Raw genomic sequence first — 21,867 nt, 5'->3', positions numbered from 1 at the left:
CGAGGAACCTCGGCAATGTGAACGCTGTCACATTGCCACCTCGACCGTCCGGACCGCCATAATGCTCGCCCTGACCCAGCAATTCGTTGCCCAGCTCCCCAACGTCACCTGCCTGTTCGGCCCGCTCACGCCGGATGGCGGTCTGCCCGCCCAGCTCTGCAACTCCTCCGGTCGACGTCGCCTGACGCTGATGCTGGATATCGCCCGGCTCCGCGATTCGAATTATTGTGCCGTTCAGGCGCAGCAGGTGCGCCGCTCACTGGGCACCTAACCGCTCGCTCGATCGTTCAGAGGGGTGGCGCTGGCCTGAGCAGGACCGCCTTGAGCGAAAAGGCCGAGGTCACACTGGCCACCCCGGGAATGCAGGTCAGGGTATCGGCCAGAAAGTGCTGGTAGGCGGCCAGATCCTGCACCACCACCCGCAACACATAGTCGGCATCGCCGGTCATCTGGAAACAGCTCATCACCTGGGGCGCCTTGACGATCTCCCGTTCGAAGGCGCGCAAGTAATCGGTGGACTGCTTTTCCAGACGTACCGAGACGAAGACGCTGACACTGCCGGCCAGCCGGGTTTCGTCGAGCTGGGCGTGATACCCCTGGATATAGCGCTCCTCCTCTAGACGCTTGACCCGCCGTAGCGTCGGGGTCAGCGACAGCCCGATCTTCTGTGCCAGATCGCGCCAGCTCAGACGGCCATCGGCGGACAGGGCATTGAGGATGCGCAGGTCGATACGGTCCAGACCAGCCATGGTGCAAAACCTCTACTGTTGTTCTTGTAGAGAGTTCAATAGCACCAAACGACCCTGCTGCCCACCTCCAAATTGCGGCAAAACGGCTAGCGGAGCCGGCCTATACTCAGGTGACCAATAACAAGAATGCCGAGGCCTCCACCATGTGGCACCCTGCATCGCACCCGGACGGCCAACCCGTCCTGCGACCCGCCCGCCCCCTTACCTACCTGGGGGGTCGGCCATGAGCGACTACCCACCCCTGCGCCTGCACGTCCCCGAACCCAGCGGCCGACCGGGCCGTCCTACCGACTTCAACTATCTGCAGCTCTGCCCCGCTGGCCGTGCGGAAAAGCCACCCGTCGACGTGGCGCCGGTGGATACCCGCGAGCTGGCGACCCAGCTGATCCGCATCCTCGATGAAGACGGCTGCGCCGTCGGGCCCTGGGCCACGGAAGAAGCGCCCGACCTGTTGCTGCAAGGCCTGAGGGCCATGCTCAAGACGCGCCTGTTCGATGCCCGGATGCTCAAGGCCCAGCGGCAGAAGAAGCTGTCCTTCTATATGCAGTGCCTGGGCGAGGAAGCCATCGCCGTGGGCCAGACCCTGGCCCTGCGCCCGGACGACATGCATTTCCCCACCTACCGCCAGCAGGGCATCCTCATCGCCCGCGAGGCGCCGCTGGACGAGATGATCTGCCAGCTGCTGTCCAATGCCCGGGATCCGCTCAAGGGTCGCCAGTTGCCGGTGATGTACTCCTACCGCGACCTCGGTTTCTTTTCCATCTCCGGCAACCTGGGCACCCAGTACATCCAGGCAGTGGGCTGGGCCATGGCCTCGGCGATCAAGGGGGACACCCGCATCGCCGCCGGCTGGATCGGCGATGGCGCCACCGCCGAAGGCGATTTCCACGCCGCCCTCACCTTCGCCCATGTCTACCGGGCGCCGGTGATCCTCAACATCGTCAACAACCAGTGGGCCATCTCCACCTTCCAGGCCATCGCCGGCGGCGAGGGCATCACCCTGGCCACCCGCGGTATTGGCTACGGCATCGCTGCGCTACGGGTGGATGGCAACGACTTCCTCGCCGTACTGGCCGCCTCGCGCTGGGCCGCCGAACGCGCCCGGCGCAACCTGGGGCCGACCCTGATCGAATGGGTGACCTATCGCGCCGGTCCCCACTCCACCTCCGACGATCCGTCCAAGTACCGACCCGCCGATGACTGGGCGCACTTCCCCCTGGGCGACCCCATCGACCGGCTCAAGGCGCATCTGATCGGTCGTGGTCTCTGGTCGGACGCGCTGCACCAGGCGCTGGCCGCCGAGCTGGAAGCCGAGGTCGCCGCCGCACAGAAGGCCGCGGAAGCCCACGGCACCTTTGCCAGCGATCTCGCCCCTAGCGCCGCCGACATGTTCGAGGAGGTCTACCAGGACCTGCCGCCGCACCTGCGCCGCCAACGCCAACAGCTCGGGAAGTGACGCCATGACCGTACAACAGGAAACCGACCTGCCGACCCAGGCCGGCAGCCGCAGCACCCTGACCATGATCCAGGCCATCCGCTCGGCGATGGACGTGATGCTCGAACGCGACGACAACGTGGTGGTGTTCGGCGAGGACGTCGGCTACTTCGGCGGCGTCTTTCGCTGCACCGAGGGCCTGCAGGCCAAATATGGCGCCTCGCGGGTATTCGATGCGCCCATCTCGGAGAATGGCATTGCCGGCGCCGCGGTGGGCATGGGCGCCTACGGCCTGCGCCCGGTGGCGGAGATCCAGTTCGCCGACTATGTCTACCCGGCCATCGACCAGATCGTCTCCGAGGCGGCGCGCCTGCGCTATCGCTCGGTCGGCCAGTTCACCTCGCCGCTGGTGTTCCGCATGCCCTGTGGCGGCGGCATCTATGGCGGCCAGACCCACAGCCAGAGCCCGGAGGCGATGTTCACCCAGGTCTGCGGCCTGCGCACCGTGATGCCGTCCAATCCCTATGACGCCAAGGGCCTGTTGATCGCCTCCATCGAGAGCGACGACCCGGTGATCTTTCTCGAACCCAAGCGCCTCTATAACGGCCCCTTCGACGGCCATCACGACCGCCCGGTGACGCCCTGGTCGGGACACCCGGCCAGCGCTGTGCCGGACGGCTATTACCGGGTGGAGCTGGAACGGGCCGCCGTGGTCCGCCCTGGCAAGCAGGTCACGGTGCTGACCTATGGCACCACCGTCTGGGTCGCCTTGGCGGCCGCCGCCGAGACCGGCATCGACGCCGAGGTGATCGACATCCGCAGCCTCTGGCCCTTGGATCTGCAGACCCTCACCGACTCGGTGACCAAGACCGGCCGTTGCGTGGTGGTGCATGAAGCGACCCGTACCTGCGGCTACGGCGCCGAGCTGGTGTCTCTGATGCAGGAGCACTGCTTCCATCGCCTGGAGGCGCCCATCGAGCGGGTCACCGGCTGGGATACCCCCTATCCCCACGCCCAGGAATGGGACTACTTCCCGGGTCCGTCCCGGGTCGGCGCCGCGCTCAAGCGCGTCATGGAGGTCTGAGATGGGTACCCATGTCATCAAGATGCCCGACATCGGCGAAGGCATCGCCGAGGTGGAATTGGTCAAGTGGTACGTGGCGGTAGGGGATGAAGTCGGCGAGGACCAGACCCTGGCCGACGTCATGACCGACAAGGCCATGGTGGAGATCCCTTCCCCGGTGGTGGGCCGGGTAGTCGCCCTGGGCGGCGAGCCCGGCCAGGTGCTGGCCGTGGGCGCCGAGCTGATCCGCCTGGAGGTGGCCGGTGACGGCAATCTGCGCGAGGCCAGTCGCCCCGTGCCGATGGAAGCCGCGCCGGCGCCAGCACCGAAGGCGGAAGCGCCCAAGCCCGAGGCGGCCCCTGCTCCGCGACACCCGGAAGCGGAGCTCCCGCGCGACGACGATCGTCCGGCCTCCCGACCAGCCCCGGGCAGTCCGCCGCTGGCGTCTCCCGCGGTGCGCCAGCACGCCTGGGACCTTGGCATCGAATTGCGCTTCGTCACCGGCAGCGGTCAGGGCGGGCGCATCCTGCATGGCGATCTGGAAGCCTATGTGCAGCAACGCGACGCCGGACTGCCACCGGCCACTGGCGGCGGTGGCCTGGCGAAACGCAGTGGCGAGGAGCGCATCCCGCTGATCGGCCTGAGACGCAAGATCGCCGAGAAGATGCAGGCCGCCAAGCGGCATATCCCCCACTTCACCTATGTGGAAGAGGTGGATGTCACCGAGCTGGAAGCCTTGCGCGCCACCCTCAACCAGCGCTGGCAGGGGCGTCGTGCCCATCTCACCCTGCTGCCCTTCCTGGCGCGCGCCCTGGTAGTGGCGGTGCGGGACTTTCCGCAGATGAATGCGCGCTTCGACGAAGACAGCAGCACCGTGACGCGTTATGGCGCGGTACATCTCGGCATCGCCACCCAGGGTGAGCAGGGCCTGGCGGTACCGGTGGTGCGCCACGCCGAGGCGCTGGATCTCTGGGGCTGTGCCCAGGAGGTGGCGCGCCTCGCGACCGCAGTGCGCGGCGGCAAGGCCGGGCGCGACGAACTGTCCGGCTCTACCCTGACCATCAGCAGCCTCGGTCCGCTGGGGGGCATCGCCTCCACGCCCATCATCAACCATCCCGAGGTGGCCATCATCGGCGTCAACCGCATCGTCGAGCGCCCGGCCTTCCGCCATGGCCTGGTGGTGCCACGCAAGCTGATGAATCTTTCCGCCTCCTTCGACCACCGGCTGATCGATGGCCAGGACGCCGCCAGTTTCATCCAGGCCGTGCGCCAGCTGCTCGAACAACCCGCCACCCTCTTCCTGGAGTAGCCATGGACACCCGACTCCTCATCATCGGCGGCGGCCCCGGCGGTTATGTCGCCGCCCTGCGCGCCGCCCAGCTGGGCATCGCCACTACCCTGGTGGAGGGCGCTGCCCTCGGCGGCACCTGCCTCAACGTCGGCTGCATCCCCTCCAAGGCCATGATCCACGTGGCCGAGGAATACCAGCGGGCCTGCGGGCGCGCTGAGCATGGCAGCCTGGGCATCCGCCACGGCCGCCCGGAGCTGGATCTTGGCCAGGCCGTGGCCTGGAAGAACGGCATCGTCGATCGCCTCACCACCGGCGTCGCCGCCCTGCTCAAGAAGCAGGGGGTGACGGTAATCGAGGGCTGGGCCGAAATCCTCGACGGCAAGACCGTCGAGGTGCAGCGTGCCGGCGGTGAGCGACTGCGCATCCGCACCGAGCACCTGGTGCTGGCCATGGGCTCCACCTCGGTGGAGCTGCCCAACCTGCCCTTCGGTGGCCCGGTGATCTCGGCGACCGAGGCGCTGTCGCCCACGGAGATTCCCGAGCATCTGGTGGTGGTGGGTGCCGGCTACATCGGCCTGGAACTGGGCATCGCCTATCGCAAGCTCGGCGCCCAGGTCGCCGTGGTGGAAGCCCAGTCGCGACTGCTGCCCGGCTATGACGCCGAGCTGACGACGCCACTGCGCCAGCGGCTGGAACGCCTGGGCATCGCGCTGCACCTGAACTGCCAGGTCGCCGGCCTGGCCGCGGACGGCGCGGGTCTGTGGATGACCCGTGGCGACGGTCGGGAAGAGCTTCTGCCGGCCCAGCGCATCCTGGTCGCCGCCGGCCGCCGCCCCCGCACCGAAGGCCTGGAGCGCCTGCCGCTGGACTACGACGGTCGCTACATCCGCGTCGACGACGGCTGTCGTACCAGCATGACCGACGTCTGGGCCATTGGTGATCTTACCGGCGAACCCCTGCTGGCCCATCGCGCCATGGCCCAGGGCGAGGTAGTGGCCGAGCTGATCGCCGGCAAGCGACGGCGTTTCGCCCCGGTGGCCATCCCGGCGGTCTGCTACACCGATCCGGAGATCGTGGTGGTCGGCCTCACCCCCGAGCAGGCCAAGGCGCAAGGCCTGGAGACCATGGTCGCCAGCTTCCCCTTCGCCGCCAATGGCCGCGCCCTCACCTTGGAGGGACCGGAAGGCTTCGTGCGGGTAGTGGCCCGCGCGGATGACCACCGCATTCTCGGCTGGCAGGCCACCGGGCAGCAGGTGGCGGAACTGGCCACGGCCTTTTCCCACAGCCTGGAGATGGGCATGCAGCTGGAAGACGTGGCCGCCACCCTGCACCCCCACCCCACCCTGGGTGAGGCGGTGCAGGAGGCGGCGCTGCGTGCCCTGGGCCGGGCGCTGCACCTGTGACCCACCTGCCGCGCGACAGCCTGGCCCCAGGCATCCTCGACGAGGCCCTGGCCGGGCTTTGCCGGCAAAGCGGTCAGTTGCCGGACGCCCTGCTCGCCGCGGAAGGCGTCCGGCTATCCGACCTGCTACTTGACCGAGAACGTCTCTCGGCGCCGCTGTTCGGCCAGCTGTGGTATCGCCTGGCACGGCGCTTCGGTGACGAATTCTTCGCCCTGGGTCCGCGTCCGCTGCCGGCGGGCAGCTTTGCCTTTCTCTGCCAGAGCACCCGCCTGCAACCGACCCTGGGCAATGCCCTGCGGCACAGCGCCGACTTCCTGCGCCTGACCTTGGGTGTAAACCTGCGGCTGCAACGCGACGGGGAGCGGGCGACCTTGCGATTGGCACCCGGTGGTCTGCCGGGTAGCTTCGCGGTCTTTACCCTCTGGCTGATCCTGCATGGCCTGGCCTGCTGGCTGGTGGGCCGCCGGCTGCCGCTAGAGGAGATCCGTCTGACCGCTCAGACGCCGGGAGCGGACCTGCTGGCCGACTATCAGCAACGCTTCGGGCCACGGCTAAGCTTCGCCAGCGATGACGACTGCCTGGTGCTGGACGCCGCCCTGCTGGTCCTGCCGATCCGGCGCAGTGCCACGGACGCGCGGCGTTTCATCGCCGGCGCGCCGGGCAATCTGCTGGTGCACTATCGCGACGACGCCAACCTGATCGCCCGCATCCGCACCCTGTTGCGCAGCCGCGCCCCCGAAGACTGGCCGGACGCCGTCGGCCTGGCGGCAGACCTGGGGCTCTCGCCCGCCACCCTGAGACGCCAGCTGGCGGCAGGCGGCCAGTCCTACCAACGCCTCAAGGACGAACGCCGGTGCCGGCTAGCCTGTCGCCAGCTGGATCAGGGCGCCCTGCCCCTGGATGAACTGGCCCTGCGCCTGGGCTTCGCCGATCCCCGCTCCTTCCAGCGCGCCTTTCGCAAATGGACGGGCTTGAGCCCCCTGGGTTATCGCCAGCGCCAGAGTCGAGCGGGTTAGCCGTCGGCCAGCTGGGCAGCGATGGCGGCGGTGTCTATCACCGAGCGCACCTCGCGGATTCGCCCGTTCTCGAAACGATAGAAGACATGCTCGCTGAAGCGTACCCGCCTCCCGTTCACCGCCACCCCGAACAGCTCGCCATGCGGCGTGCAGTCGAAATCCAGCTGCGCGACCAGCCAGGGTGCTTCCACCACCAGCAGATGCGCGGTGAAGTGCAGATCGGGAATGGCGGCATGATCGCCTTCAAGCATGGCCTGGTAGCCCGCCAATCCCAGGGGCCGGCCATTGTGTTCGACGGCCTCGTCGACATAACGGCCCAGCTCCGCCCAGGCCTGGCGGTTGAGGCAGTCGAGGTAGGCCTGGTAGTGGCTGCCGAATTCGGTTGCGGCGAGCGGCATCGCGAGCTCTCCATGGGCATTGACTGCTACAGGGGACCGCGCCAGTCCGGCAAGACTCCCGTTACCCGAGGCGATTCTTCACCAGACGGCCACCTTGCAGGATGACGTCGAGTCTTTCGCCCTGCCCCACCAGACAGGAGATATCAGCCAGCGGATCGCCATCCACGACCAGCAGATCGGCCAGGGCTCCGGTCGCGATACAACCCAGTTCGCCCTCGCGTTCAAGGATGCGTGCCGCGACACTGGTGGCGCTGCGCAAGGCCTCCAGATTGCCCAGCACCTCGGCGCGGATGCGCAGTTCCTGCGTCTGGTATTCGTGCATCTCGCCCAGCAGGTCGGAGCCGTAGCCCATGGGTACGCCCGCCTCGGCGAAGAATTCCAGGGCGCGACGGCCCGCCAGGCGGACGTCTTCGATCTTGGCCACGGAATCCGCTGGCAGCCCATAGCGGGCGCCGTGCTCGGCGAGCATCTCGTAGGTCACCTGGGTGGGCACGGCGAAGGCGCCCCGTTCGCGCATCAACTGCGCCGTCTCCCGGTCGACCAGATTGCCGTGCTCGATGGTGCGCACCCCGCACGCCACGGCACGGCGAATGGCCCGGGCGGTATAGGCATGGGCCATCACATAGGTGTTGGCCGCCTCAGCTTCCTCGACGATGGCACGAATCTCGGCTTCGCTGTACTGGGTATTGGCGATGGGATCGGTAGGCGAGGAAACACCGCCGGAGGCCATGATCTTGATCTGGCTGGCGCCCTGCTGCAGTTCTTCGCGCACCGCCTTGCGCACGTTGTCCACCCCGTCAACCACCCGGGCGATGGCGCCAGCACGGAAGCAGCAACTGCACGGTTCGTTCAGCAGCAGTTCCCCACGCGCCCGCATGTCCCCGTGGCCGCCGGTCTGCGACAGCGCCTTGCCGGAGGCGAAGATCCGCGGGCCTGGCACCAGCCCCAGAGCGATGGATCGTGCCAGTGCCCAGTCCGCGCCGCCGGCATCGCGGACGGTAGTGAAGCCGCGCTCGAGCATCGCGCCCAGAATGGGCAGGGCGCGGTACATGATGATGGCGTTGGGCTGCAGGGCGTTGAAACCCAGGTTGGCACTGGACGCCAGTACATGTACGTGGCAATCGATGAGGCCCGGCATCAGGGTGCGACCCCCGAGGTCGATGACCGTGGCAGCGGCCGGTGGAGTAGCGCCCTGGTCACGGACCGCGGTGATGCGCTCACCTTCCACCAGGACTTCCTTGCCGGTGATCAGGGTGCCGCTCGCCAGATCCAGCAGCTTGCCGTTGCGCAGCAGTAGAGAGGTGCTTTGAGTCATGCGGATTCTCCCGATGGTTGGCCGCTGGTGGCATCGCGGAACAGCGCGGCGCCCCCGGCACTGATGGCCGCCGCGAACATGATGTAGAAGGCCGGCGCCAGCGGGCTGCCGGTAGCGGCGATCAGCCAGGTCACGGTAAAGGTGGCGAAGCCGCCGAACAGGGTCACGGCGAAGTTGTAGGCCACCGACAGTCCGGTGGAGAGCACCCGCGTCGGCAACAATTCGCCGAAGGCTGCCAGCAGACCGCCCAGATAGCCGGAGATCAGCAGCCCCAGCACGGCCTGGAACACCAGCAGGGAAGGCAGGCCCGGCCAGCGATTGAGCATCCAGAACAGCGGCCAGGCGGCGCAGAAGATGGCCACGGCCGACCCCAGCAGCCAGGGTCGCTTGCCATGGCGATCTGCCAGGCGCCCTACCAGGGGCGTCGCCACCAGCAGCACCAGGCCACCGAGTACACCGGCGGTGAAGCCCAGGCCACTGGGCAGGCCCAGCACCCGAGTAGAGTAGGACGGCAGGTAGAACAGCACGGAGTAGGTGCAGACCGTCCAGAGCACGACCATGGAAAAGGTAATGGCGGTCTGGCGGGGATAGATGCGCACTACCTCCCGCAGCGGCGACTGGGCACGCTCGACGGAGGCATAGGCAGGGGTTTCGTCGATGCGGCTACGGATGTAGAAACCGACGGGGCCGATCAGGGAGCCGAACAGGAACGGCAGGCGCCAACCCCAGCTCTCAAGTTGCTCCGGGGTCAGCAACGCCGACAGCAGCGCGCCGGCGCCTGCACCCAGGGCGACCGCCACCCCGATGCTGGCCTGGATCCAGCTGGAGTAGTAGGCCTTTTGCCCAGCGGGCGCGTGTTCGGTAAGAAAGGCGGTCGCGCTGCCCATCTCGCCACCCGCGGAAAAGCCTTGCAGCAAGCGCGCGAAGACGATGAGCGCCGGGGCGAACAGCCCCCACTGGGCATAGCCCGGGGTCACGGCGATGATCAGGGTACCGGCGGCCATCAAGAGGATGGTCAGCGACAGCGCCGCCTTGCGACCGCGGCGATCGGAGTAGATGCCGAGCAGGATGCCCCCTACTGGCCGCATGAAGAAACCGACGCCAAAGGTGGCCAGGGCCAGCAGATAGGAGGTCAGCTCGTTGGCGCTCGGAAAGAACACCTTGGCGATGATCACGGAGAAGAAGCTGTAGACGGTGAAGTCGAACCACTCCAGACCGTTGCCGATCACGGTGGCGACCACCGCCTTGTTGGCCTGGCGGCGCTGGACGGCGGACGGCTGCGGGAAAGTCATAGCGCTCTGCATTGTTGGCTCCCTGAATGCGAGTCGCGCAGGAAACTCGGGAGTCCCTGCACCGGCGACGGCAGTTTCGATAAAGGAAACAGGACGAGGATCTTTGCCCTCTGCCGCCGAGCTTAAGGGGCTACCCGGGACGCAGGAAAACGCTGATTGCAGGGGTTTGCATGCGCCAGGCGCATGCAAGAGGCGTTAGAGCGACGCGCTCAAGCCGTCGTTCAGCCAGGCTTCGAAACGGCGCGCCGCCAGGCCCGGCTGACGATCACCCGGCCACAGCAGGTAGTACCCCCCCTGCCCCTGCACGCATTCGCTACAGGCTTCGACCAGCGAACCCGAGCGCAGGTGGGCATCGATCATGGGGCGCCAACCCAGGACGATACCGTGGCCGGCAATCGCCAAATCGACCAGGATGGGGTACTGACTCACGGTGAGCCGCTGGCGGATCCGCGGGGCGGGATAGCCCAGGCGCGCGAACCATTCCGCCCAGGACAGCCAGCGTCGCTGCCCGTCCTCGATCATCAGCAGGCGCCGGTCGAGCAACTCCAGGGGTGACAGTTGCTGCCCGCCCAGGTATTCCGGGGCGCAATAGGCGCCCACCCATTCGGGAAACAACTGGCGGCCGGCCAATCCCGGGGGCGGCGGCTCCCGCAGGAAATAGAGCGCCAGATCGAATTCAGGCTTGAGCAGGGTATCGAGGTTGTCGAGCACCCGCAGGCGCACGTCGATGCTGGGAAAGGCGCTGGCGAAACGGCCGATCAGTGGACCCAGCCACAGCGCAGCCACGCCCGAGGAGCAGGCCAGTACCAGCTGCTGCTCGCCGCTGAGATCCATGACGTCCGCCGTGGTTTCCGCGAGATCCGCGAGCAGCTGCTGAACCCGCTCGGCATAGCGCTGCCCGGAGACGGTCAGGTGCAGCCGCTTGTGCTCGCGCCGAAACAGCGCGCGACCGAGAAAGGCCTCCAGCTGCGCCACCTGACGACTGATGGCGCTCTGCGTGAGGTTGAGCTCCAGCGCCGCCCGGGTAAAGCTGCCAAGCCTGACCGTTGCCTCGAAGGCAATCAAATTGGTCAGGGGTGGCAAGGGATCGATACGCATCCGAGGGCTCTGCGACGCTGGGCGGAAACGGCCAGTCTAGCGCCTCCGAGAAGCGCCGGGTGCGCTCAACGATGCTCGAACTTCGCCGGACGCTTCTCGACGAAGGCGGCCATGCCTTCCTTCTGGTCGGCACTGGCAAACAATGAGTGGAAGACCCGGCGTTCGAAGCGGATGCCTTCGGCCAGGCTGGTTTCGAAGGCCCGATTGACGCTTTCCTTGAGCAGCAGGGTCGCTGGCAGGGAGCGACTGGCGATACCGCGGGCGGCTTCCAGGGTGCGCTCCAGCAGCTCATCGGCGGGAAAGACCTGGGCGACCAGGCCGGCGCGTTCGGCTTCGGCGGCCTCCAGCTGTCGACCGGTCAGACACAGTTCCATGGCCTTGGCCTTGCCCAGGGCACGGGTCAGGCGCTGGGTGCCGCCGATGCCGGGAATGACGCCCAAGGTGATCTCCGGCAGGCCGAAGCGGGCGGTGTCGGCGGCGTAGATGAAGTCGCACAGCAGCGCCAGTTCGCAGCCACCACCCAGGGCGTAGCCGGCCACGGCGGCGATCAAGGGCTTGCGGCGCTCGGCGATGCGGTCGGCGACGCGGAAATAGTCGTCCAGATAGATCTGCGGATAACCCTGCCCGGCCATTTCCTTGATGTCGGCGCCGGCGGCGAAGGCCTTGGCCGAGCCGGTGAGCACCACGCACCCCACCTCGGGATCGGCGTCCAGCCGCGCCAGCATGGAGTCCAACTCAGTGAGTAGCTGGGCATTGAGGGCGTTGAGCGCCTTGGGTCTGTTGAGGGTGATGAGGGCCACACGGTCCTCGATGTCCAGCAACAGGGTGGATTCGGTAGAGGCTTCGCTCATGATCTTGTCCTTGTCTAGTCGTTGAGTTCCAGAGCCAGGGCCGTAGCCTCGCCGCCGCCAATGCAGATGGCGGCTACGCCCCGCCGCAGGCCACGCTGGCGCAGTGCCTGGATCAGGGTCACCAGGATGCGCGCGCCGGAGGCACCGATGGGATGGCCCAGGGCACAGGCACCACCGTGCACGTTCAACCGCTCCGGGTCCAGCCCCAGGGCATCCTGGGCGGCCAGCGCCACCACGGCGAAGGCTTCGTTGATTTCGAAGAGATCGACATCCGCCAATTGCCAGTCGATGCGTTCGAGCAGCGTGCGAATGGCGCCGATGGGGGCGGTGGGAAAGTCGCCTGGCGCGCCGGCATGGGCGGCATGGCCACGGATGGTCGCCAGCGGGGTCAGGCCCTCCCGCGCGGCCGTGCTAGCGCGCATCAGCAGCAGCGCCGCGGCGCCATCGGAGATGGAGCTGGCATTGGCCGCGGTCACGGTGCCGCCTTCGCGGAAAGCCGGCTTGAGCGTAGGAATCCGCGCAGGGTCGGCGCGGCGGGGTTGCTCGTCGGTGTCGAGGCGCAGGGTCTCCTTGCGCGTCACCACCTCCACCGGGACGATCTCGGCGGCGAAGGCGCCGCTGGCCTGGGCCTGACGTGCCCGTGCGAGAGACTGCTGAGCATAGGCATCCTGGCGTTCGCGGCCGATGCCCAGACGTGCGGCGCAATCCTCGGCGAAGGTCCCCATCAGGCGCCCGGGTTCATAGGCATCTTCCAGGCCGTCGAGAAACATGCTGTCGATCAGGGCGCCATGGCCAAGGCGATAGCCGCTGCGGGCCTTTTCCAGCAGATAGGGCGCACGGCTCATGCTTTCCATGCCGCCCGCCACCACCACCTCGGCGCTGCCAGCGCGCAGCAGGTCGTGACCGAGGATGGCCGCCTGCATGCCCGAACCGCACATCTTGTTCAGGGTGGTGCAGCGCGTGCTCTGGGCCAGACCGGCGCCAAGCGTCGCCTGGCGTGCCGGTGCCTGGCCGAGGCCGGCGGGCAGCACGCAGCCCAGCAGCACCTCGTCGACCCGTTCCGGCGACCAGCCCGCCCGCTCCAGTACCGCGCGGACCACGGCACTGCCCAGTTGCGGCGCCGAGAGCGCCGCCAGTTCGCCACCCAGGGCGCCCATGGGCGTACGGGCGGCGGCGACGACGACAATGGGATCATTCATGGCGATTCTCCTAGCGCGGGGCCATGCGCAGGGCGCCGTCCAGACGGATCACCTCACCGTTGAGCATGGAGTTCTCGATGATGTGGCGGACCAGGGCGGCGAATTCCTCGCCGCGACCGAGCCGCGGCGGAAAGGGCACGTTGGCGGCCAGGGCCTCGCGGACCTCGGGGGTCATGCCGGCCATCATGGGTGTCTCGAAGACACCCGGCGCTATGGTCATGACCCGGATGCCCTGCCCGGCCAGTTCGCGCGCTGCCGGCAGGGTGAGAGAGGCGACACCGCCCTTGGAGGCCGCATAGGCCGCCTGGCCGATCTGGCCGTCGAAGGCGGCGATGGAGGCGGTGTTGATGATCACCCCGCGCTCGCCACCGGCATCGGCCTCGCCCTTGGCCATGGCGGCCGCGGCCAGGCGCAGAACGTTGAAGCTGCCCACCAGGTTGACCGTGACGATACGAGCGAAGGCGGCGAGATCATGGGGACCGTTGCGTCCGAGGATGCGGGCGCCACCGACGATACCGGCGCAATTGACCGCGCCCTGCAGACTGCCCCAGCGAGCCAGTACGGTATCGATGGCCGCGCTCAGGGCCTCGGCATCGGTCACGTCCACCGGCAGCGCCAGGGCCCGCTCACCCAGTCGTTCCGACTGGGCCTGCACAGCATCGGCCTGCAGATCCAACAGCGCCACCCGGGCGCCTGCCGCGGTCAGTACCTCGGCCGTAGCGGCGCCCAGGCCGGAGCCGGCGCCGGTTACCAGAAAGGTTCGCTCGTCGATGCGCATGATGACACTCCCCAGGGTGGTGTCTGCATCTTCGATCCTCGACAGAGGTCGGACAAGGGCCAGAACGCTCAGCCGTGCTGAGCGATCCGGTTCCTCGCTCACCAGGGCAGGGCTTGCCCCTGATAGTCGAGAAAGGCGCTGCCGCTTTGGCCGGCCCGGGCGTCGATAGTCGCGACCAGACCCGCGACGCTATCGGCCACCTCGACCGGCGCCTTGTCGCCACCCAGTTCGGTGCGGACCCAGCCCGGGTGCAGCGCCAGCACCGCGAAAGCCGGCTGCCGCCCAACTACCCAGCTCTGCAGCAGGCTGTTCAGCGCTGCCTTGCTGGCGCCATAGAGCGGCATCTCGGCGGCCCGCGCCAAGCTGACGCTGCCCATCTGCGAACTCAGGCAGGCCACAACCCCCTCGGCTGCCATCCGTGGCGCCAGGGCATCCAGCAACCGCAGGGGCGCCACGGCATTGGTGAGGAACAGCTCGCCCAGCTCCGCGACGCTGGCCCGCTGCCCGTTCTCTTCTGCCGGGCCCATGATGCCGGCATTGACGATCAGCCGCTCCAGCGCGCCGTCACCCAGCTCGTCCAGGAGTCGTGTGCCCAGGTCAGGATCACGCAGATCGCCGGTCACCACCCGCAACCGCCCCTTGGCGGCCGCGGCCAGGGCATCCAACGCCGCATTCGGCGTTCGCACCACCGCCAACACCCGAGCACCTTGCGCCAGATATCGCTCCACCAGCCCCAAGCCTATGCCCCGCGAGGCACCTATCACCCAGACATTCATAGCCTTCTCCTCAGTCCACCAACGTGATGCGCAAATGCCGTTTCTTGCCCAGACTCACCCGCCGGCCGGCGTCGCTCGCCGTCAGCAGGACATCGGGGTCCAGCACCGGTTGCTCGTCCAGCCGCAGGCCACCGCCCTCTGCCAGCCGGCGGACCGCACTGCGCGACGGTTGCAGTCCCGCTTCGACCAGCAACTCCACCAGGGTGACGCCTGCGTCCAGCTGCCGGCGGCTCAGGACGACCTCCGGCAATTGACCCGCGCCGTCGCGAGCGGCGAACACCTCGGCGGCCGCGGCCTCGGCCTCGCGCTGGGCCCGCTCGCCATGGGCCAGTCGGGTCGCCTCGTTGGCCAGCACGGTCTTGGCCAGGTTGATCTCCGCCCCACCCAGGGCGCCGAGCCGCCGGACCTCGTCCAGCGGCAACTCGGTGAACAGCGCCAGGAAACGCTCGACATCGGCATCGTCGCAGTTGCGCCAGAATTGCCAGAAGTCGAAGGCCGACAGTCGCTCCTCGTTGAGCCAGACCGCGCCCTGGGCCGACTTGCCCATCTTGCGGCCGTCACGGGTGGCCAGCAGCGGCATGGTCAGGCCATAGAGTTGGGGACCGCCCTGCCGGCGCGACAGCTCCACACCGTTGATGATGTTGGCCCACTGGTCCGCGCCGCCTAGTTGCAGGGTGCAGCCATAGCGCCGCGACAGCTCGACGAAGTCGTAGGCCTGCAGCAGGGTGTAGCCGAATTCCTCGAAGGACAGCGAGTGCTCGCGGTCGAGACGATTCTTGATGGCATCGAAGGTGAGCAGCCGGTTGATGGAAAAATGCCGGCCGACGGCGCCGAGAAAATCCAGGTAGCCCAGGCCGTCGAGCCACTCGGCGTTGTCCACCACCTGGGCACGACCGTGGCCATCGCCCACTTCGAGATAGCGGTGAAAGGCATTGGCGATGCCGGCCATGTTCAGGGCGATCTGGCCGTCGGTGAGTACCGGGCGACTGCTGTCGCGGAAACTGGGGTCGCCGATGCGGGTGGTGGCACCACCGATCAGCAAGAGGATGGGATGGCCGGCACGCTGCAGCCAGCGCATCAGCATCAGGCCCTGCAGATGGCCGACATGGAGGCTGTCGGCGGTGGCGTCGAAGCCGAGATAGCCGGTCACCGGCCCTGCGGCGAAGGCGCGCGCAAGGCCGTCCCGGTCGGTGGTCTGGTGAATGAAACCGCGGGCTTCGAGGGTGGTGAGCAGGTCTTGCGTGGTGCTGTCCATGGGGTCTCCTGTGGCTGGACGGTGCCAGGGAGACCGGGAGAAGTTGCCTTGACCGAGCCGCCCTAGGCGGTTCGGTCATGCAGCGCAGTACCTACCACCCGATGTTGGTCAGGTAGCAGTAATAGGCGCTGATGGGGCAAAGAAAGGTTCGCATGGGTCGCCACGCTACCGGCTCGCCTGCCGCTTGGCAACTGCGAACCGCTCGCACTGCCGCTTCGACCAGATGTCGCACCTCCTCTGGCAGCGGCTGAACGAACAGCGAGAGTGGCGTTCCGACTCCTGTCCTTTGCCAGCAGTATCGAGACGCAGAGATGAACGTACCCGCTCCACCCCGCGAGATCCCCAGCACCGGCATGGCAGTCCCAGGCGTACCTGGACATGGAAAAGCCTTTGCGTGAGAGGATCCCCCCAATGAAATGCATTACCCCAGCCAACCTGCTGTTGCTGCTGCTCTGCCTCACGGTGCTGGCCTACGCCACCGACCTGATCGGCTAGACGAGACCTGACCGTCCGGACGGTCAATCGGGTGGCATGGCAGGGCCACGGTTGCCCTCGGCCGTCTCTTGGCCTAGCGTTCAGGGCCTGTCCGTCAGAGAACTACAGCGTCATGCCCAGCCAACCCTCCAGTACCGTCGAAAGCATCGAGCTGATAGCGTCCCTGGATTCCGTCGCGGCGCTCCTGCGCGTCGTCTGTGATGTCAGCGGCCTTGGGGTCGCCACCGTCGCCGAGGTCACCGAGCAGCGCTGGATCGCCTGCGCGGTGGAGGATCGTATCGCCTTCGGCCTACGACCCGGCGCCGAACTGGATCTCGAGTCCACTCTGTGCAACCACGTGCGCTCCTCCCACGACGCCGTGATCATCAGCGACGTGACCCGGAACCCCACCTACTGCGATCATCCGGCGCCCAGCCTCTATGGCTGGAAGAGTTATCTATCGGTCCCGGTATTTCGTCCCAACGGGACCTTCTTCGGGACGCTATGCGCCTTCGATCCCCAGCCCAGGCCGCTGCTGGAGCAGCGCTCGGTGATCGATACCCTGGACGGTTTCGCCCGTCTGCTGGGTGAATTGCTCGCCCGCGAAGAACAGCGTCGCGAAGAAAGCCCCGGTGCGCGCGTCGACCGGGATCTGACGCCCTTGCACGACCAATTGCTGGTACTGCTGGAGGAGGATCTGCAGCGCCCGCTGCAGGCGCTGGCTGCGCAGGACCTGCACGCGGACGCATCCCAGATGCGGCACTGGCACACCGAGGCCCAGCGCCTGGCCGAACGCAGCGGCGTGGCCGCCGACTTCGTCCGCGCGCGCCTGGGCCATGGCCTGCCCCTGAAACCGGCGTTGGTTGACGGCTTCAATGAACAGCTCCTGGGCTTGTTCGCCACGCTGCAGACGCGCTTTCCCGGGCAGACCTTGAGCAGCAAATTGCCGGCCTTACCGGCTGCCTTGCGGCTGGATCTGCCGCGGGTGCTGCAGGCGCTGGACGCCGTGCTGGAGCAGGTCGCTTCCCGCAATCCTTCTGGGGGCAACCTGTTGCTGCGTGGCGCGATCAAGGATCGCTGCTACAGCCTTATCGTGGAAAGCAGCACCGCCGTGGTGGAACCTGGCACCCTGAGTCAACTGTTCCAGCCGGCGCTGACCAGGGCCGACCTTGCGCAGCCCGCCCGCCTGGACCTGGGCCTCTATCTCGCTCAGGAAATCGCCCGCGGCCATGGCGGCAGCCTGGTCGCGCGCCTGGAAGCCGGTCACTTGAGATTCCTCCTTACCCTGCCCACTGCTCTGGATTGATGCCCTTGCCCTTCCCTTCTCCCCTGCTGGTGATCCGTCACGGCGAAACCGACTGGAACGCCAGCGGTCGCCTCCAGGGTCGCCAGGACATACCGCTCAACACGCGCGGTCGTGCCCAGGCCGAAGCCGTGGGCCTGGCCCTGCGCGACCGCCTCGACATCTCTCGCTTCGCCTGCCTGAGCAGTCCGCTGCAACGCGCCAGCGTAACGCTCGATCTGATCCTGGCGCAGCTGCCAGGCACGCCAAGAAACCTGGGCCGCGATGCGCGCCTGGCGGAAAAGGCCTTTGGCGACTGGGAGGGCCTGGACATGCCCACCATCGCCCAGCGTTATCCCGAGCAGCACGCCCGCCGCGCCGCCGAGCCCTATACCTTTCGGGTATCCGGTGGCGAAAGCTATGCCGATGCCGCCGAGCGGGTGCGCCCGCTGCTGGAGGAACTCCAGGGCCCCACCCTGCTGGTGGCCCACGGTGCTCTGATCCGCAGCCTGCTGGTAGCGATCGGCCTGGCCAGTCCGGAGGTGGCGACCCGGATGGTCATCCACCAGGGCCGCTGGCTGGAGCTCACGGCCGCGGGCTATGAGTGGTACAGCGCCCCAGGCTGGGGCGACCAGCCTTAACTTAGCCGGCGGGCGAACTGGCTGACCGCGCCCACCACCTGGCGGGCGCCATCCTGGATCTCGGTGATGCGCACCCCGGCGTTGCTGGCCAGGTGCAGCCCCTGCTCCGCCTGCTGCCGGCTGGCGGCCATGTTGCTGACCGCCGTCTGCGCCAGTTGCTGGTTCTGCTGCACCACCCCGACGATCTCCTCAGTGGCCTTGCTGGTGCGCCCGGCCAACTGCCGGACTTCGTCCGCCACCACCGCGAAGCCACGCCCCTGCTCACCGGCCCGGGCGGCTTCGATGGCGGCGTTGAGCGCCAGCAGATTGGTCTGCTCGGCGATGCCGCTGATGGTCTTGACGATGGCGCTGATCACCAGCGACTGCTTGCCGAGGTCTTCGATGCCGTTGGCGGCGACCTGGATCTCGTCGGCGATGCGGGTCATCACCGCCACGGTGTCCTGCACCACGGCCGCGCCCTGACGCGCGCTTTCGTCGGTGGTCTGGGAGATGTCGAAGGCGACCCGTGCGGCCTCGGCCACGGCCAGTTCCTGCTCCACCTGCTCGGTGATGACGGTGGCGAACTTGATGACCTTGTACAGCTCGCCGCGGGTGTTGAGGACGGGATTGTAGGAGGCTTCCAGCCAGACCGTGCGGCCATGGCTGTCGATGCGCTTGAAGCGACTGGCGACGTAGTCGCCACGATTGAGCCGCTCCCAGAAGACGCGATAGTCAGCGGACTCCGACTCTTCGCGGCTGCAGAACATCCGATGATGCTTGCCGACGATCTGCGCCAGTGAATAACCCATGCCCTGCAGGAAGCGCTCGTTGGCGGTGAGCACCTCGCCGGACAGGTTGAATTCGATCACCGCGGTGGAACGCAGCAGCGCATTGATGATGCCCGAGTGCTCGGTGGAGGTTTCCACCTGCTCGGTACGGTCGTAGGCATAACAGCGGATCTGTTTGACCTGGCCCTGGGTGTCGCGCACGGGCGTCCAGATCGCATAGAGCCAGGCGACGCCACCCGTCCCGCGCAGCAGCCGATAGATGCCACTGGCCTGGCGACCTTCGTTGAAGCTGCGCTTCAGATCGCCATAGCAGACCAACTTCTTCACGTAGTCCGGAATGATGTCGTCCAGGTTCCGCCCGGTGAGGCTACCCGGTGCGTAACCCAGGCACTGGGCGAAATTGTCATTGAAGTCTTCGATCCGGCCCTGGGCGTCCAGCAGTAGGCAAAGGGCGTCATTGCAGAACGCCGCGCGCAGCTGACGGTGCTCGGCCAGCTCGGCTTCGAGATCAGCGATACGGCGTTTGAGTGCGGAGTTGAACATGGGATCACCCAGGAAAGTTGTGTCTTTCTCTGGTTCGACGCGCCGCGAGATTTCTTGACCAGGTGCTGATGAACGCTGGACGCGGACACGTCAGGAGAAGTGTCGACGATGCGCTTCGCGTGGTGCCGGCTGGAAAGCGCCACGGGCTCTAGCCTGCCGCTACCGCTTTGATAACGAACTCCACCGAGGTCGACGAAGGCGCGGGCGATCCGTTACCCGACCGCTCAGCGAAGTGACGAGCGGTCGAGTCAAATAGTCGCGGGCCCAGGCTCGGGCACGGCCTGGCGGGCCTGTCGTTCCAGGCGCTGCACCAGCGCGCCAAGATCGATCAGGGTGGCCTGGCGACTGTTGCCCCCGGTACTTACGCCCACCCAGCTCTGCGCCCGCTGTGCCGGCATCGCCCCGCCCTCCCCGGGCAATTGCCAGCTGCGCGCCAGGGCATCCGCCCGCAGGTCGGTAAAGGCCTCGATGGCCTCCACCCGCTGTACCACGAAGCCCAGGCGCTGGCGCTGTCCTTCCACCACGATCACCTGATCGCCCGGACCGGACTCGACCCTCTGCGCACCGGCCAGGGTCCGCAGGCACACCAGGGTGATCTGCTGGCCCCGGACCTCCATCACCCCCAGCAGCCGCGGATCCCGCTGCCCGAGGCGCAGGTAGCGCGACGGCAGGGGCAAGACCTCGGCCACCTGCTCCAGCGGGACGGCGAACAGCAATTCGGCGAGAAAGGTAAGACAGGGCTGGCGGCGGACCTGGCGCCGTTCCTCCTGCAACAGATCGCGGTCGGTGCGATAGATCCGCGCATAGGCGACCGCCGCCGCCTGGCAACCCAGGACCAGGTGATCGATCACGATCGCCGTCTCGCCATCCGCTGCGCTGAAAACCCCGCACAACAGCTCGGGCTGCTCCAGGCCAAAGCCGAGCAGCGGCGCGCACTGCGCCGGATCCCGTCGCCACATGCCGAGCAGCCGTTCGAAACCGAAGGCCACCCGATACTGACCCTGGTCGCCCGCCGCCAGCACCAGCAGTTGCTCACGGCGACTGTGCGCGGGCGTGGTCAGCCCCAACAGTGCGGACAGCTCCAGCACCGGCAACGTCTGGCCGCGTAACTGCACCTGGTGGCGACAGCTGTCGCTGGCGAATTCGCTGGGCGCCAGCTGCGGTCGATCCACCAGTTCCTGCACCACCTCCGCATCCAGGCAGAGGCGACGTCCGTCGCATTCGAACAGCAGATAGAGCCGCTCGCCATCCTTGCCGGCGCTGGCCCCCTGCCGATGGGCGTGGGGCACGTCGGCGCTGACCTCGAAGCCTGGCAAGGCGGCCAGGGCTTCCAGGTCCAGCAGATGGACCAGCCGGCCGCTTTCCGGGCGCAGGTGGACCTGCCCCAGGAGGCGCCCGGGTGCCCCCTGCAACTGCACGATGGCGTCCGCCGGCAGCCTGAGGATATCCACCACGTTATCGATGGCCAGGCCGAAGCGACCGCCGCCCTGGCGAATCACGGCGATCCGGCGCTCGCGCTCGACCGGCGGCACCCCCAGCAAGCCATGGCCGTCCACCAGCGGCAGTGGCTGACCGCCCAACTCGAAGAGACCGAGCAGCCAGGGCACCGGACTCGGATGGGCGGCCAGGCGGTCCGGCCAGGGCACCACGCGTTCCAGGGCCTGGGCGGGCAAGGCGACTTCCAGTTCGCCGATCCGCACGACACCCCGCATCACGAACGGGTGCCTCCGATGATGGGCGCCACCGTGGTGGCCGCGTCGAGCTCCTGGATCAACTGATTGACCCGCGCCGCATCGTCGAGCTGGGCGGCGGTGGAGCCGTTGATCGCCTCGATGGACTGTTGGGTCTTGCCCACCCCTTCGGCGATCAGCCCGAAGGCCTCGCCCACGCTGCGCGAGATTTCGCTGCCCTGGGCGATGCTCTTGACCGATTCCAGGATCAGCTTGTTGATCTCCTTGGTCGCCTGGGACGACTTCTCGGCCAGCTTGCGCACCTCGTCGGCCACCACCGAGAAGCCCAGGCCATGCTCACCGGCGCGGGCGGCTTCGATGGCCGCGTTGAAGGCCAGCATGTTGGTCTGGTTGGCGATATCGCTGATCACCTGGACGATGTCCTGGATGCCACCGGCGGTGGTGCCTATGGCCGCCATGGCGTCCAGCGAGCGCGTCAAGGTCAGGGAGCCGCGCTCCGCTTCCTCCAGCGTGCGGCGGGCCATGCGGTTGGCGTCATCGGTGGTCTCGG

19 protein-coding genes and 3 pseudogenes are annotated in these 21,867 nt (G+C 67.5%); 8 read left to right on the top strand and 14 right to left on the bottom strand.

From position 1 onward, the window contains the following. Nucleotides 1-61: 61 nt before the first annotated feature. On the top strand, nt 62-271 hold the full coding sequence (locus tag V6W80_RS09015) for a hypothetical protein (RefSeq protein ID WP_017642825.1): 210 nt from the start codon (nt 62-64) through the stop codon (nt 269-271). Between the two features lie 16 nt (nt 272-287). Here the strand turns inward: V6W80_RS09015 and V6W80_RS09010 are convergent, their stop codons facing one another. Further along, on the bottom strand, nt 288-749 hold the full coding sequence (locus tag V6W80_RS09010) for an Lrp/AsnC family transcriptional regulator (RefSeq protein ID WP_017642824.1): 462 nt from the start codon (nt 747-749) through the stop codon (nt 288-290). Between the two features lie 223 nt (nt 750-972). On the opposite strand from V6W80_RS09010, the gene V6W80_RS09005 reads away from it, so the two are divergent. Genes V6W80_RS09005 through V6W80_RS08985 form a run of 5 tightly spaced genes read left to right on the top strand, consistent with a single transcriptional unit; the run spans nt 973 to nt 6,957 of the window. Then, nucleotides 973-2,205 (top strand): thiamine pyrophosphate-dependent enzyme, encoded by a 1,233-nt coding sequence (locus V6W80_RS09005; protein WP_338546673.1) that lies wholly within the window; start codon nt 973-975, stop codon nt 2,203-2,205. A 4-nt stretch (nt 2,206-2,209) separates the two neighbouring features. Then, on the top strand, nt 2,210-3,268 hold the full coding sequence (locus V6W80_RS09000) for an alpha-ketoacid dehydrogenase subunit beta (protein WP_017642822.1): 1,059 nt from the start codon (nt 2,210-2,212) through the stop codon (nt 3,266-3,268). A gap of 1 nt (nt 3,269) precedes the next feature. Then, nucleotides 3,270-4,556: a dihydrolipoamide acetyltransferase family protein gene (locus tag V6W80_RS08995; protein ID WP_338546670.1), complete on the top strand. Its 1,287-nt coding sequence runs from the start codon at nt 3,270-3,272 to the stop codon at nt 4,554-4,556. A gap of 2 nt (nt 4,557-4,558) precedes the next feature. Continuing rightward, nucleotides 4,559-5,941: a dihydrolipoyl dehydrogenase gene (gene lpdA, locus V6W80_RS08990; protein WP_338546668.1), complete on the top strand. Its 1,383-nt coding sequence runs from the start codon at nt 4,559-4,561 to the stop codon at nt 5,939-5,941. Continuing rightward, on the top strand, nt 5,938-6,957 hold the full coding sequence (locus V6W80_RS08985) for a helix-turn-helix domain-containing protein (RefSeq protein WP_338546666.1): 1,020 nt from the start codon (nt 5,938-5,940) through the stop codon (nt 6,955-6,957). The genes lpdA and V6W80_RS08985 overlap by 4 nt, the downstream gene beginning before the upstream one ends. Here the strand turns inward: V6W80_RS08985 and V6W80_RS08980 are convergent. From V6W80_RS08980 to tyrS, 9 genes are all read right to left on the bottom strand, one after another. Then, complete coding sequence (locus tag V6W80_RS08980; RefSeq protein WP_338546664.1) at nt 6,954-7,355, bottom strand: ester cyclase; 402 nt, start codon at nt 7,353-7,355, stop codon at nt 6,954-6,956. The two genes, V6W80_RS08985 and V6W80_RS08980, sit on opposite strands and share 4 nt — an antisense overlap. A gap of 61 nt (nt 7,356-7,416) precedes the next feature. After that, nucleotides 7,417-8,670, bottom strand: a complete 1,254-nt coding sequence (locus V6W80_RS08975; RefSeq protein WP_184290863.1) for a metal-dependent hydrolase family protein — start codon at nt 8,668-8,670, stop codon at nt 7,417-7,419. Continuing rightward, the gene (locus V6W80_RS08970; RefSeq protein ID WP_184290865.1) at nt 8,667-9,962 is read right to left on the bottom strand and encodes an MFS transporter; all 1,296 of its coding nucleotides are present in this window, start codon (nt 9,960-9,962) and stop codon (nt 8,667-8,669) included. The genes V6W80_RS08975 and V6W80_RS08970 overlap by 4 nt, the downstream gene beginning before the upstream one ends. Before the next feature lie 195 nt (nt 9,963-10,157). Then, on the bottom strand, nt 10,158-11,060 hold the full coding sequence (locus V6W80_RS08965; protein WP_160923107.1) for a LysR substrate-binding domain-containing protein: 903 nt from the start codon (nt 11,058-11,060) through the stop codon (nt 10,158-10,160). Between the two features lie 65 nt (nt 11,061-11,125). Next, a complete protein-coding gene (locus V6W80_RS08960; RefSeq protein WP_257706266.1) occupies nt 11,126-11,911 on the bottom strand; it encodes an enoyl-CoA hydratase in 786 nt (261 codons plus the stop codon). A gap of 14 nt (nt 11,912-11,925) precedes the next feature. Further along, nucleotides 11,926-13,110, bottom strand: coding sequence for an acetyl-CoA C-acyltransferase (locus V6W80_RS08955; RefSeq protein ID WP_338546660.1), 1,185 nt, complete (start codon nt 13,108-13,110; stop codon nt 11,926-11,928). Nucleotides 13,111-13,120: 10 nt separating this feature from the next. Continuing rightward, entirely contained in the window at nt 13,121-13,888 is a 768-nt protein-coding gene (locus V6W80_RS08950; RefSeq protein WP_160923104.1) for an SDR family NAD(P)-dependent oxidoreductase, read from the bottom strand. A gap of 98 nt (nt 13,889-13,986) precedes the next feature. Then, nucleotides 13,987-14,664: an SDR family oxidoreductase gene (locus V6W80_RS08945; RefSeq protein ID WP_184290869.1), complete on the bottom strand. Its 678-nt coding sequence runs from the start codon at nt 14,662-14,664 to the stop codon at nt 13,987-13,989. 10 nt (nt 14,665-14,674) lie between these two features. Further along, nucleotides 14,675-15,919, bottom strand: a complete 1,245-nt coding sequence (gene tyrS, locus V6W80_RS08940; protein WP_257706268.1) for a tyrosine--tRNA ligase — start codon at nt 15,917-15,919, stop codon at nt 14,675-14,677. A gap of 607 nt (nt 15,920-16,526) precedes the next feature. Here tyrS and V6W80_RS08935 point away from each other — a divergent pair. Continuing rightward, nucleotides 16,527-17,699, top strand: a complete 1,173-nt coding sequence (locus V6W80_RS08935) for a GAF domain-containing protein (RefSeq protein ID WP_257706269.1) — start codon at nt 16,527-16,529, stop codon at nt 17,697-17,699. A gap of 5 nt (nt 17,700-17,704) precedes the next feature. Then, nucleotides 17,705-18,316 (top strand): histidine phosphatase family protein, encoded by a 612-nt coding sequence (locus tag V6W80_RS08930; protein WP_257706270.1) that lies wholly within the window; start codon nt 17,705-17,707, stop codon nt 18,314-18,316. Here the strand turns inward: V6W80_RS08930 and V6W80_RS24050 are convergent. From V6W80_RS24050 to V6W80_RS24040, 4 genes and pseudogenes are all read right to left on the bottom strand, one after another. Then, nucleotides 18,313-18,750 (bottom strand): annotated as a pseudogene (locus V6W80_RS24050) (methyl-accepting chemotaxis protein); the annotation flags it as partial. The gene V6W80_RS08930 and the pseudogene V6W80_RS24050 overlap by 4 nt on opposite strands. A gap of 153 nt (nt 18,751-18,903) precedes the next feature. Continuing rightward, a pseudogene (locus V6W80_RS24045) lies at nt 18,904-19,626 on the bottom strand (PAS domain-containing protein); the annotation flags it as partial. 248 nt (nt 19,627-19,874) lie between these two features. After that, complete coding sequence (locus V6W80_RS08920; protein ID WP_257706573.1) at nt 19,875-21,338, bottom strand: chemotaxis protein CheW; 1,464 nt, start codon at nt 21,336-21,338, stop codon at nt 19,875-19,877. Next, nucleotides 21,338-21,784: pseudogene (locus V6W80_RS24040) on the bottom strand (methyl-accepting chemotaxis protein); the annotation flags it as partial. The gene V6W80_RS08920 and the pseudogene V6W80_RS24040, both read right to left, overlap by 1 nt. Between the last annotated feature and the right edge of the window lie 83 nt (nt 21,785-21,867).

The organism is Pseudomonas benzopyrenica, assembly GCF_036884265.1.
In the GTDB taxonomy this organism is placed as follows: Bacteria; Pseudomonadota; Gammaproteobacteria; order Pseudomonadales; family Pseudomonadaceae; genus Chryseomonas; species Chryseomonas benzopyrenica.
Note: the sequence above shows the minus strand (reverse complement) of the source record. Positions and strands in the feature narration are given on the sequence as shown.